Raw genomic sequence first — 13,103 nt, forward strand, 5'->3', positions numbered from 1 at the left:
GCCGCACAGGCCGCATATAACTGAATCCCTTCTTCTCTTTCTCTTTCCTTTCTTGTTAAGCCCGGCCTCCCCGCCGGGCTTTCTGCTATGCCGCGTGCCATGCCACGCCGCCAACTCACCGGCCGCCGTTGAGCCAGCACTGGTCGTAGGGCAGGCCGGTCAGGTCCTCGATGATGCGGCGCGTCTCCTTGGCCGCATCGCGTTTGCTGCCTCCGGCGCGCAGCCGGTCGACCTCGCGCAGCACGGTGTCGTCGGTGTGCTTGTCGATGGTGAGCCGGCTCGAGATGACCCAGCAGACCACCATCGCGAAGGCGAACCATCCCAGCAGCACCGCGCTCAACCCGATCTGCGCGCCGAGCGACTGAGCCGGCTTGGTCGAGTCGAAACCGACCGCCTCGAGGATCACGCCGACCGCGATCGTGGCGATGCCCGAGCCCAGCTGGCGGAACGACGCCTGGATGCCCGAGAAGGTGGCGGACCGGTAGCGCCGCGTGACCACCTGATCGACATCGGCGATGTACGGGAACACCGCCCATGGCAGGTACCCGCACAGCGACTTGAACGCGAAGAACCACAGGGCCCCGGCCACGGCGAACACCGTCCACCAAGCATCCGGCATCACGCCGGCCAACATCCACGCGGCGAACATCCATGCGGCGCCGGTCAGGCAACCGGCGAAATTGATCGCGTACAAACGTTTCGGCCCGATCTTGGTCATCAGGAACCCGAACAGCGGCATTAGCGGCAGCGACACCACGGCGCACCCCAGCAGCAGCGAAGCGAACGCGGCGCTGCGGTTCCAGTTGTAGACCACGAAGAACACGAAGGTCTGGCCGAACACGTCCATCGACACCTGCACCAGCAGATAGATCGACAGATGCTTGCGGAATTCGGCGATCCTGAGCGTGCTCGCGTACTCGCGCATCACCTTGACCGCTCGGCGCAGCCAGCCGGCGGCGCCGATATGCCCGTCGTGCACCTCGCCGCGCTCGTATGCGCCGAACCCGGCCTGATCGGGCGTCATCTCCCAGGTGCGCCGCCAGCAGACGAATATCGCGAGGGCGAACAGCACGGTCGTGCCGATCGTGAACACCATGTACCCGGTTGGGGTGCTCTCGCCGAAGACGGAGATCGCGGCGCCGCCAGCCAACGGGATCACCGTGGCGGCACCGGTCGAGATGAACAGGCGGACGGTCGACAGCTTGGTGCGGCTGTTGAAGTCGGCGGTCATCTCGCCGGGCAGCGGGTTGTACGCAGTCTGGAACGCCTGCGCCAGCACCACCCACAGCACGTACGTCCCCGCGTATACGGCGAGCGGCTGGCCGGGAATCCACAGGAATATGCCGGTGAGCAGCAGCGGGGAGATCACCAGCAGGAGCAGGCGGCGCCGGCCGAAGCGGCGGCCGATGTCATAGCGGTACAGATTGTCGTCGAGCACGCCGAAGCCGAGCGCGGCGACGGCGCTGATCAGGGCGCTCAGGCCGATCACGCTCTGCGAGGTGCCGATATCCATGCCGCAGAACCGCGTCCAGAACAGCGACAGATAGGTGGCGATGATCGTGAGCTGTCCGCCGCCGTAGAAATCGCCGATGCCGAATCCGACCGCCTGCTTCATGGTGATCTTGCGCGGCTGCTTGCCGTTCAGCGCATTGCGCAGCGCACGGCTCGCGACGCCGGCATCGGCGCCGGCCGGCGCGCCGCCATGATCGGCGGTCGCATCCTTCGCCGGCGCGCCGCCATTCAGCATCGACGCGCCACCATGATTGTTGACGTCATCATTGGTGGCGGCTCCTTTGCCGCTGCTGCTATCGCCGGCTGACATGCGAACATCCTTTGCACTGTGATGGAACGACTGACTGCGGAAATTCGTGAATGGTTTTGACAATAATTGATTATAGATGATTGCATGGCGACACGCGAAGCCGCCGGACGGCATGATGTCATGCCACCCGACGGTCGAGATAGCGGCTCCCCGCCATAGCGAGGAGCCGAAACGGAGCCAACGGACGGGCCCGCGTCAGGCCTTCACCGCCAGCGTGGTGAAGGACCAGGCCGGCGCCTGGTACACGCCGCCGCCCAGGTTCACCTCGTGGGACACCGGGCGGGTCGGGGATTCCTCGCCCTTGGTCCCCGCGTACGGATCGTCGCCGGCCAGCACGGTCGCGGAGACGACGGCGCGCTCCGCTTCGGCGACGCCCAGCCCGTCGAGCACCTGCGACAGATCAACATCCACCGGCTTGTCCAGCGCGTTGACGATGCGGATGTAGTCGACGCCGGCCTCGCCGTCGCGCGACACGGTGACGGTGCGGCGCGGCTCGTCCGCGACCTCGCGGCCGGACGCGATCAGCTCGTCGTTGACGTACATCGCCATCGACTCGCCGCGGTCGGCCACCTCGACGCGCACATGCCACACCGTGCCCGGGCGCACCATGTCCATCGAGGTCTCGGTGCCGCCGATGACGTAGCCGCTGCCGTCGCGCACCACATCCAGGTTGAAGCTGCGGCCGAACCATGCGCGGTTGTAGTTGACGCCGTTGACGTCGCCGGAGTTGATGCAGGTGCCCCACATGCCCTCGTGATAGGTGATCGTCGCGCGGATCGTGTAGGCCTCGGCCTGCAGGTGCACGCCCAGATCGACCGGACCGTTGCCAGCGTAGTGCACGTCGGGCAGCTCGACGCGTTCGCCCCCGGCGGGCTGGACCGACAGGTCGGAGAAGTCGGCGCGGGCGCCGCCGCCAATGCTCAGGCCGAGCGTGTCGGGCAACTCGCGGCGTAGCGTGGACGGCCCCTCGAGCGCGACCGGCCAAGCCGTGTCGGCGGTGGTGGAGGCGAACAGCTGCTGCACCCAGTAGCTGTAGGGGCGGTACACCTTTTCGTTGTCGAAGTAGATCAGGTCCGGGTCCCAGCTGTTGTGGCCGTTCTTGCAGAACAGCGGCGCGTACGACGCCATGACCACCGCGTCGCCGTTGAGCTCCATATGGCTCATGAACGCCGCCTCGGACAGGCCGTTGATCAGACCGGTGCCCCACGAGCCGTACTCGCCCAGATACACCTTCGGGCCCTTGCGGTCGGTGCCGTCGTAGTGGTCGAGGTTGTGGAACCACCAGCTGGGCGACTGGTAGGAGTGCTCGTCCACGATCGGCACGCCGGCCTCACGCGCGTAGGCCCAGCCCTCCTCGTAATCCTGGCCGCTCGGGGCCGGCCCGACCGTGCCGACGACCGTGATCTCGGGGTGCGCGGCCTTGACCGCATCGAAGATCTGCTGGAAACGGTCCTTGAACACCGCGTCGATGAGGTCTTCGTTGCCAATGCCGAGATATTCCAGCCCGAAGGGCTCGGGGTGACCCATCGCGGCACGCTTGGCGGCCCACTCGTTATCGTCCGGGTCGGCGTTGCAGAAGTCGATCAGGCCAAGCACCTCGTCGATGTAGGCGGGCATGTCCTCCTGGGCCACCGGCACGGGGCCCTGGCTGGTGTTCTGGCAGCTCACGCCGGCCGGCAGCACGGGCAACGGCTTCGCGCCGATCGTCTCGCACAGGCGGAAGTACTCGTAGAAGCCGATGCGGAACGACTGGTGGTAGCCCCACACGTTGAAGTTGTGCGGGCGGTGCTCCACGTCTCCGATCGTGCGGTTCCAGTGGTACATGTTGCTCATGCCCAGGCCGTGCGTGATGCAGCCGCCGGGGAAGCGCATGAAGCGCGGATGCAGCTCGTCGAGCGCCCGCACCAGATCGGGGCGGAAATGCTCGAGTCCCTTGTACGTGGTGCGCGGCTCGAGGCTCACGAAGTCGAGGTCGACCACGCCGGCCCGGGTGAAGGCCACGCGCAGCATGCCCTGCGACGCGACGACCGGCTTGTCGGCGGCCTGCGCGTCCCCCGGCACCGCGAGCGACACCTTCAGCCACGCCCAGTCGCCGCCCGCATACGACGCGGGCGCGATAAAAGCTTCGGACGCGAGCGATTCGCCGCCGTCGCCGATCAGCGCGACCTCGAGCGGCAGCTCCTCGCCGTGCACGCGCGTCCAGACGCTGAAATCGTAGGTTTCGCCGGCGCGGAAGACCATGCCGTCGAAGCCGATGTTCTCGAGAGCCACCGGGCCTCCGTCGACCGAGCCGATCTCGGCGACCGCGTAGTGCGGGTTCTCCACGGCAACCGGGCTGGCCTCGCCAACGGCGAATGCGGCGAACGAACCGGCTGGCACGATCTTGCGCCATGCGGTGTAGTTGCTCCAGTCGGGCTTGTCGGCGCGGTTGTACTCGAAGGCGCCGTTCTGCACGAGCTCGCTGTTCAGGCCGCCGTCGCCCGAATAACTGATGTCCTCGAAGAAGATGCCCCACAGGTCGGTGCTGATCTTGCGCACGCCGGCCTTGTCGAGCGTGGCGGTAAGTTTGTCGGTCATAATGAATCCTTTGTGTTTTTTGGTCGCTATTGGCTCCCCTCCCTGAGGGGAGCCAGGGACGCGGACTACTTGCGGTCCAGCGCGATCCACAGCGCGCCGTGGGGCGGGATCGTGCCGGCGATGACGCGATCGGCGCCCTCGCCCTCGATGCGCACATCCGACCGGGCTCCGGGCGCGTCGGCATACAGATCGGTCAGGGCCCAGTCGCCATCGCGCGAAACGAGCCCGACGATCGACTGCAGCTGGATGTTGCCGCCGAGCGTGAACTCGTCGCCGCCGGTCCAGAACAGGGCGGCGTAGTGGCCGTTCGGATGCGCGGAGGCGGTGCCGTCCGCCCAGTCGGCCGCGTCGGCAGCCCAGACGATGAGCTCGCCGCGGTACGCCGCATCGTCGCCCCAGCCGTCGAAGATGCGCTCGCGCACGGTTTCGCGGTTGTTGGTCGACCCGGCGGTCACCTCGCGCAGCGCCGGGTTGGCGAGCAGCGCGATCGCGTCGGCGTTGCTGGTCGGCAGGTCGCCGCCGACCATGAGCGGGGACCGGCCCATGCACCACAGGGCGAGCAGCGTCTTCTGCTCGTCCAGGGTGAGCCGCGACTGCCGGTCGTCGCCGCGCTCGGCGCGCAGGCCGATGTGCCCGAACGGGATCATGTCGGCGTCGGCCCAGTGGCCGGTGGTCTGGAACGGCGCCCAGCGGGCGAGCCGCGCGAACTGCTGGTAGATGTCCTCCCAGCGGTCCCACAGATCGTCGGAAATGCGCCACATCTGCGCGTTCTCGCGCAGGAAGTCGGCGTAGGTCGTCGCCACCCAGCCGCCCGGGGACAGGGACAGGTCGATCGGCCGGCCGTACTTGGCCTCGGCCTTGGCGATCGCCCGGTGGTATGCGGCGATCTCGTCGGCGTGGAACGGAGTCTGCATGTCGTCGACCTTGAGGAAATCGAGCCCCCACGAGGCGAACAGATCGAGCTGGGCGTCGTACCAGGCCTGCGCGCCCGGGTGGGACTGGTTCAGACCGTAGTTGTCGGGGTTCCACTTGCAGACATGGTCGAGATCGGCCACGTCCTTGGCGGTGTAGTCGGTGCCGTATACGGGCAGGTCGCGGTCGACGGCGAGGCGCGGGATGCCGCGCATCATATGCACGCCGAGCTTGAGGCCCAGCTCGTGCACGGCGGCGGCGAGCGGGCCGAAGCCCTTGCCGCCGGCGGCGCTGGGGAACCGCTCGGGGTCGGGCAGCTGGCGGCCGTAACCGTCGAGGATCAGCGGCGCGTTCGCGTTGTAGCCATGCGCGCGGGCGGTCGGGTCGTACCAGTCGATGTCGATGACGAGCGTGTCCCAGCCGGCGTCCTTCAGATGCCCGGCCATGAACCGGGCGTTGTCGAGCAGCTCCGATTCGGTGAGGGTCGTGCCGTATGAATCCCAACTGTTCCAGCCCATCGGCGGACGCCATGCCTGGGGAAGCTTCCGGGAAAGATTCGCCATTGTATCCTGCTTTCGCTGACGATATCGAGCGTGTACCCCGCGCGCTGCGGCCCGCCGAACGCCACGCCCCCGGATGGGCGCGCGGGGCGCGTTCCGGAAGGCCGTGGGATTCGGCACCGCCATCGCCGTGCCGATATCTCAATATGTACCGTTACATATTTTAGCGACAAAATAGTTACGGGCAACACTTCTGTCATTCGGCGAGTCGCTATGTATTACGGTAATTTTCGCCTATTTTCGAAGGATCGACATCTCAGCAGCATTACTGTACATTGGCAATACCGTTACATATAATAGAAGCACCGCCATGATGTGGCCCACGATGGCCCATGGATATGGCCCTATATAAGGAGACGTTCATGACTGACGGCAAACCGACCTTGCGCGATGTTGCGGCAGCCGCCGGGGTCTCCCCCATGACCGCGTCGAATGCGCTGCGCGGCAAGCCCGGCGTGAAGGAATCGACCCGGCTCAAGGTGCTCGCCGCCGCCGAGCGGCTCGACTACCGCATCAATCTGACGGCCAGCATGCTCAAATCCGGCCGGAGCAACATCATCCACATCATCGTCAACGAATTCGACTCGCCGTTCTACTCCAAACTCGTGCAGTCGCTGGCCACCGAAACCACGGCCCGCGGGCTGACGCCGTTCGTGGAGCAGACGCGGTACTCGCCGGACGCGGCCAAGCACGCGCTGGCCACCAATCCGTTCTCCGGGCAGCTGTTCGACGGCGAGATCATCCACGCCGCTGGGCTGAACACCGACGTGCCGCTCGCCGCCATGAACCATGGGCGCCCTCTGGTGCTCATCGACGCCTGCGAGGACACGCCGTCATTCGACACGGTGAACTTCCCGAACGAAGAAGGGGCGCGGGCCGCGGTGCAGCATCTGATCGAGCGCGGGTGCCGGCATATCGCCATCGTCGGCACCGATTACGCGCCGCGCAACGAACTCGCGCGCGTCGAGGATTCCGCCGGGCTGCGGCTGCGCGGGGCGAGCGGCGCGCTGCTCGACGCGGGGCTGCCCTACGACGAATCGGTCACCTTCTCCGCCTACAACAGCACGCGGGGCACCGAGGCGGGGCACGCCATCGCGCGCGCGATCCTTGAGCAGCGGGCCGGCCGCGCCGGATCAGCCGCAGCCGGATCAGCCGACGGGACGAATGGGACTGCCGGGACGGTCGAAATGGCCGGGACGTCCGGTTCGGGGCCGACTGCCGCCACGGCTATGGCCTTCGACGGCGTGTTCTGCTCCAACGACTACGCCGCCTTCGGCGTCATCCGGGGTCTGGCCGATTACGGCATCGCCGTCCCCGGCGACGTGAAGGTCATCGGATTCGACGGCGCCACATCCGGAGCCTACACCACGCCGACGCTGAGCACCATCCAGGTCGATCTGGACCAGCTGGCCCAGTTCGCGCTCGACATGATCACCCGGCGCGTCGAGCAGCGCAGCCAAGGCGCCGCCGACACCCCGGCCACGCGCGCCACCATCGGCTACACGCTCGTCTCCCGGGAATCCACGACCGCCGAGCGCTGACGCGCGCCATCCCTTGGCTCCGGGGAGGCTGAGCCGGGCATAGCGCACGAATTAATAACGCTGGATACTAACGGTCCGCAAGCACGCGCAGCCGGTGCTCTCCCGCATTCAGCCGGATGCCGGCGTGGAGCGCGATTCCCCGCTCGTCAAGAGCATCCATGCCGAGCACGGCCGTGACGCCTTCGGGCACCGCGACGGACAGATCGGCAGCCGGCCGAGGCCGATCGGCGCCATCGCCTTCGCCGCACCCGGCAACCCGGGCCGCTTCCCTGCCGCCATCCGCCACCGACCACGAGACCGAAACCTTGCCATATGGCGTGATATGCGAGGTTTCGGCACGGGTCAGGCCATGAGCCACGGCCGCGGCGATCCGTGGGGCGATGCGCACCTCACGCCACCCGGCACGGGTCGCCGCCAAGCCGCCGATCGCCCGATGCATCCAATCGGCCACCGAACCGAACGCGTAGTGGTTGAAGGAGGTCATGTCGCCGGGATTCACCTCGCCGTTCGGCAGCATCGAATCCCATCGCTCCCATGTGGTGGTGGCGCCCATGCGCACCTGATACAGCCATGAGGGGCACCGGTCGGACAGCAGCAGCGAGAACGCCTCATCCGCATGACCGGTATCGGCCAGCGCATCCAGCACGTATGGCGTGCCGGCGAATCCCGTGCCCACGACAAAGCCGCGCTCCCGCACCAGCTCCGCCAACCGGGTGCCGGCCTCGGCCCGCAGACGGTCCCGGGAGGGATCGCCGTCGAACAGATCCAGCGCGATGGCCAGCGCATACGCGCACTGCGTGTCCGAGGTCATGCGGCCGCCCGGTCGCAGGAACCGGGCCCGGAACCCGGCCCGGATATGCCCGGCCAGCGCCTCGTATCGGGCGGCGTCCGCCCCGGTCGCACCCCCATCAGCCGTATCCTCGCCGGCCGCCCGCAGCATGGCCGCCACCAGCGTGGCCGAGTGCGCGGCGAACGCCGTGGCGACCAGATTCTTCTCGGTCATCGCACGGGCCGCGTCGTCGGGCGGAGCGGTCGGGTCGAGCCAGTCGCCGAGCTGGCCGCACCAGGTATCCGGCCGGGCGTCCCACACGCCATCCTCGGACAGCAGGCCCGCGACCTCGTCCATCCAGCGGCGCGCAAGCGGAATATGCCTGCGCAGCGCCTCGGCGTCGCCCGTGGCCTGGTATAGGGCCCACGGCACCATCGTCACGGCGTCGCCCCACAGCGCCACGGCGGATGGTTTGCCCCAACCGTCGTACGGATACGGCACGTAATACGGCACCGTGCCCCAGATGTCGGTTTCGATGGCCGCATCCCTCAGCCAGCTGTCCAGAAAATCGGCGACGTCGTACAGGTATTCGGCACTCGGCGCGAACACGGCGATATCGCCGGTCCACCCGAAGCGCTCGTCGCGCTGCGGGCAGTCGGTGGGGATCGAGACGAAGTTCGACAGCATCGACCAGCGGGCATTCTCATGCAGCCGGTTCAGCATCCCATTCGAGCAGGAGAACCACCCCGTGCGGCGGCGGGCGGAGCTGTAGACGCGGGCGTGCAGATCGGCGCCCGTCAAGTCGGAGCCATCGGGCCATCCGTCGATCACCGCGTAGCGAAAACCGTGCATCGTGAACCGCGGTTCCCACCAAGTGGGTTCGCCGGCCGATTCGCGGCCCGACGCAATGTACCGGTCACGCTGCGAGGCGCGGCGCAGCGGCCGCGTCGCCGGAGTGCCATCCGGATTGACGACCTCGACATGCTGCAGGGTGATGGCGTGGCCGGCCGGCACCGCGGGGATGCGTAGCACGACCCGCTGAGTGCAATTCTGGCCGAAATCCACCAACCACCGCCCGTCGGGCAATCGGGTGATCGACTGCGGATCATGCTCGCCGATGCAGCGGACGGCCGTGGCCTGCTGTGCGGGGAACAGGACGGAGGGATCAAACGGCAGCTCCTCGACCGGCTCCCAACGAGAAGCGATCTTGCCCACCGCAAGCCCTGACGCCTCTTCTTCGGAATCAGGCGGCACGCTGGCCCCAGCCTCGCCCTCGATTTGCGGCAAAGCCATGCGCGCATCGTACGTTTCGCCTTCGTACAGGTCGCTGCACAGAATCGGCCCGTTAGCCGCACGCCACAGCCCATCGTCGGCGTTGCTGGCGATCACACGCGTGTCCCCGTCCCGGCCGGCGATCTCCAGCTGAGCGAACAGGCCGAGTCGGCTGCCGTAGCAGTCCTGCTTTCCGCCGCCGAATCCGATTTTGCCTCGGTACCAGCCGTCGCCCATCCAGAAGGTCATCACGTTCCGACCGGCGCGGATCAGATCGGAAACGTCATAAGTCCAGTGCGGCAGACGCTTGCCGTACACCGTCCAACCGGGGGTCAGCACATCTCCGCCGACCTTGGTCCCGTTGATCTCGCATTCGGCCAGTCCCCACGCGCTGACGACGAGCCTGGCCGAAACCGACCCGGCATCGGCGTCGAACGCGCGCAGGAACACCGGCGGGCGGCGCATGCCCGTCTCCGGATCGGCAATGCATCCATCCGGCCCCGCGATCATATGCGCCTTCAACGTCATCGTCTCCATACCCATGCCTCCATTGGCCCTACCGCATACTTCGCGTTCCACCATAGCACTTTATATACCGTTACATAAGAGACATCGCTAGGATATGGCAGCACTACCACTGGAGAACACGCACATAAAGCTCGTTGCAACCTTACGCTTATACCATTACTATATGTATCGATATATATGCAGTGGCCGCAAACGGCGAGCATCATGCCGGCCGCACGGCAACACCGACGAAGGAGCGCCATGACATCCACTTCCCCGCACACCGAAGCCTATATCTTCGTGCATTTCATCGGCGACGAGAAGACGCCGATGGATGAGCAGCTGTACTTCGCCCTGAGCCGCGACGGCGTCCACTGGCACGATCTGCGCCCCGCCGGCAAGCCGGCACTCACCTGGCTCGGTGGCGAGAAGGGCACCCGCGACCCGCACATCGCCCGCGACCCGAACGGCGGCTTCCACATCGTGGCCACCGACCTGTCCATCCATTACCGCGGCGGCTGGGGCCCGCATGACGGCGCCACCACCAACGGATCGACCGGACTGGTGATCTGGGACTCCCCCGACCTGGTCCACTGGAGCGAACCGCGACTGGTCGACGTCGCCTCCAAGATCCCGGGCGCCGGCATGGCCTGGGCGCCGGAGGCCAACTGGGATCCGGACAAGCAGCAGTGGATCGTGTTCTGGGCCACCAAGGCCAACGTCGAGGACCCCGGCAACCCGCTGTCCAATGAACTGTACGACGCGACCAACATGTACTACGCCACGTCCAAGGACCTCGTGCACTTCTCCGACCCGGTCAAGTGGATCGACCGCAAGAACAGCGTCATCGATTCCACGATGCTGCGCGACGATGACGGATGGTGGTACCGCGCCTCCAAGGATTCCGAGATCACCATCGAACGCACGCGCAACCCGTACGCCTCCGCCTACGAGGTGCTGCGCACGGATGACGAGAACGCGTGGTCGTACGTCGGCTCGCTGACCGACATCCTCGGCAATGGGCGCTACTCGTGGCATTACCTTGAGGGGCCGGAACTGTTCCGCTACAACGACGCCGACGTGAAGACCGTCAACGGGCGCCCGATGCGCTTCGGCCTGATGTGCGACCAGTACGCGGAGGCCAAGGGGTACCTGCCGTTCCGCTCGGCGGATCTGTCGAGCCGCGAGCCCGGCGACTGGGCCGTGGCCGGCGACATCGACTTCGGCGGGCTCAAGAAGCGCCACGGCGCCATCCTGCCGATCACCGCAGCCGAATACGACGCCGTCGAATCCGCGTTCGCGCTGGAGGGCTGACGCCAGCGGAGCATTGACAGGGGCTGTCTGAGGCATTTTGCGCCGTACATGCGAGTTGTCGGTGCGCGCATGCCGAGACAGCCCCCAAATATGCCTTTTGTAGCCCTACAAATCGCCTTGCAACCGGTTCCACTACTCAACGTCGCACCGACAACTCGACGTTGGGATACCGTGCGTCCGATCAGCAGCCGATCGGACGCACGGTATCATCGCGCAACTCCACATAACACCACACAACCGCACAAGGAGCACCCATCATGAGCACAGAAGCAACCATCCGCCTGGATGCCGGCACCCGCGTGGCCGACGTGCCGCCACGTCTGTTCGGCTCGTTCGTCGAACATCTTGGCCGCTGCGTGTACGGCGGCATCTACGAGCCGGGCCATGCCGCCGCCGACGATCAGGGATTCCGCCAGGACGTGATCGACCTGGTCAAGGAACTGGGCGTCACCTGCGTGCGCTACCCCGGCGGCAACTTCGTGTCCAACTACAACTGGGAGGACGGCACCGGCCCGCGCAGCCAGCGCCCGGTCCGCCGCGATCTGGCCTGGCACTGCACCGAAACCAACCAGATGGGCATCGACGACTTCTACCGTTGGAGCCAGAAGACCGGCACCGAGATCATGCTCGCCGTCAATATGGGCACGCGCGGGCTGCATGCGGCGCTGGAGGAACTCGAATACGTCAACGGCGCCGCCGGCACCGCATTGGCCGACCGCCGCGTGGCCAACGGCATCGAGGAGCCGATGGACGTCAAGATGTGGTGCATCGGCAACGAGATGGACGGCCCGTGGCAGGTCGGGCATATGAGCCCCGAGGAATACGCGGCGGCGGTCGACCGCGTCGCGCACGCGATGAAGCTTGCGGAGTCCGGGCTCGAACTGGTGGCCTGCGGCTCCTCGAACGCCTTCATGCCCACCTTCGGCCAGTGGGAGCGCACCGTGCTCACCAAGGCGTACGACAACCTCGACTTTGTCTCGGCGCACGCCTACTACTTCGACCACGGCCACAAGACCAAGGACGCCGCCGAAATGCAGGAGTTCCTCGCCTCGGCCGAAAACATGACGTACTTCATCGACACCGTCGCCGCGCAGGCCGATGCCGCCAAGGCCGCCAACCACGGCGACAAGGACATCGCGCTGTCGTTCGACGAATGGGGCGTGTGGTATTCCGACGCGTGGAACGAGCAGGAGGAGGCGTGGCGCCAGGAGTCGGCCAACGGCCTGCACCACGAGGCTTGGCCCGTCGCCCCGCATCTGCTGGAGGACATCTACACGGCGGCCGACGCCGTGGTCGAGGGCTCGCTGATGATCACGCTGCTCAAGCACTGCGACCGCGTACGTTCCGCCTCGCGCGCGCAGCTGGTCAACGTGATCGCGCCGATTATGGCCGAACCGAACGGCCCGGCATGGAAGCAGACCATCTTCTACCCCTTCGCCGAAGCGGCCGCCCATGCCCGCGGCGACGTGTACGCCCCCGCGATCGACGCGCCGACCGTCTCCACCAAGGCCTATGGCGATGTGGCCGCGATCGACGCCGTGGTGACGTGGGACGCCGATACGCGCACCGGACTACTGCTCGCCGTGAACCGCGATCTGGGCGCCGCGCACGAGGTTGCGGTCGCGCTGGCCGGCCTGCCTGGCACCGATGCGTCCACGGTGAAGGTGACCCGCGCGCAGTTGCTGCACGACGACGATCCGTACCGCACGAACACCGCCGAGAACCCGAACGCGGTCACGCCGGGCGAACTGCCCGTGAACGCCGGTGACGGCACGCTGCGCTTCGCGCTGCCCGCCGTCTCGTGGTCCGCGGTCGAATTCACCGCGTGA

7 protein-coding genes are annotated in these 13,103 nt (G+C 66.8%); 3 read left to right on the plus strand and 4 right to left on the minus strand.

Features of this window, described 5'->3' with window-relative positions; all coding sequences use genetic code 11:
• Positions 1–115: 115 nt before the first annotated feature.
• From BBSC_RS11845 to BBSC_RS11855, 3 genes are all read right to left on the minus strand, one after another.
• A complete protein-coding gene (locus BBSC_RS11845) occupies positions 116–1,822 on the minus strand; it encodes an MFS transporter (RefSeq protein WP_231648978.1) in 1,707 nt (568 codons plus the stop codon).
• A 195-nt stretch (positions 1,823–2,017) separates the two neighbouring features.
• Entirely contained in the window at positions 2,018–4,399 is a 2,382-nt protein-coding gene (locus tag BBSC_RS11850) for an alpha-L-arabinofuranosidase C-terminal domain-containing protein (RefSeq protein WP_033518442.1), read from the minus strand.
• A gap of 65 nt (positions 4,400–4,464) precedes the next feature.
• A complete protein-coding gene (locus BBSC_RS11855) occupies positions 4,465–5,829 on the minus strand; it encodes a glycoside hydrolase family 27 protein (protein WP_033518444.1) in 1,365 nt (454 codons plus the stop codon).
• Between the two features lie 404 nt (positions 5,830–6,233).
• Here BBSC_RS11855 and BBSC_RS11860 point away from each other — a divergent pair, with 404 nt between their 5' ends.
• Complete coding sequence (locus BBSC_RS11860) at positions 6,234–7,412, plus strand: LacI family DNA-binding transcriptional regulator (RefSeq protein ID WP_033518445.1); 1,179 nt, start codon at positions 6,234–6,236, stop codon at positions 7,410–7,412.
• Between the two features lie 67 nt (positions 7,413–7,479).
• On the opposite strand, the gene BBSC_RS11865 is transcribed toward BBSC_RS11860, so the two are convergent.
• Positions 7,480–9,996 (minus strand): alpha-L-rhamnosidase, encoded by a 2,517-nt coding sequence (locus tag BBSC_RS11865; RefSeq protein WP_161787650.1) that lies wholly within the window; start codon positions 9,994–9,996, stop codon positions 7,480–7,482.
• A gap of 225 nt (positions 9,997–10,221) precedes the next feature.
• On the opposite strand from BBSC_RS11865, the gene BBSC_RS11870 reads away from it, so the two are divergent.
• Both BBSC_RS11870 and BBSC_RS11875 read left to right on the plus strand, forming a co-directional pair.
• The gene (locus BBSC_RS11870) at positions 10,222–11,274 is read left to right on the plus strand and encodes a glycoside hydrolase family 43 protein (RefSeq protein WP_033518446.1); all 1,053 of its coding nucleotides are present in this window, start codon (positions 10,222–10,224) and stop codon (positions 11,272–11,274) included.
• 257 nt (positions 11,275–11,531) lie between these two features.
• A complete protein-coding gene (locus BBSC_RS11875) occupies positions 11,532–13,103 on the plus strand; it encodes an alpha-N-arabinofuranosidase (RefSeq protein WP_033518448.1) in 1,572 nt (523 codons plus the stop codon).

The sequence above is a fragment of the Bifidobacterium scardovii JCM 12489 = DSM 13734 genome (assembly GCF_001042635.1).
Taxonomy (GTDB): Bacteria; Actinomycetota; Actinomycetes; order Actinomycetales; family Bifidobacteriaceae; genus Bifidobacterium; species Bifidobacterium scardovii.

Coding starts and splice junctions, on each gene's coding strand:
- BBSC_RS11850 (WP_033518442.1), bottom strand. CDS start 4,399: ATGACCGACAAACTTACCGCCACGCTCGACAAGGCCGGCGTGCGCAAG.
- BBSC_RS11845 (WP_231648978.1), bottom strand. CDS start 1,822: ATGTCAGCCGGCGATAGCAGCAGCGGCAAAGGAGCCGCCACCAATGAT.
- BBSC_RS11860 (WP_033518445.1), top strand. CDS start 6,234: ATGACTGACGGCAAACCGACCTTGCGCGATGTTGCGGCAGCCGCCGGG.
- BBSC_RS11875 (WP_033518448.1), top strand. CDS start 11,532: ATGAGCACAGAAGCAACCATCCGCCTGGATGCCGGCACCCGCGTGGCC.
- BBSC_RS11865 (WP_161787650.1), bottom strand. CDS start 9,996: ATGGGTATGGAGACGATGACGTTGAAGGCGCATATGATCGCGGGGCCG.
- BBSC_RS11855 (WP_033518444.1), bottom strand. CDS start 5,829: ATGGGCTGGAACAGTTGGGATTCATACGGCACGACCCTCACCGAATCG.
- BBSC_RS11870 (WP_033518446.1), top strand. CDS start 10,222: ATGACATCCACTTCCCCGCACACCGAAGCCTATATCTTCGTGCATTTC.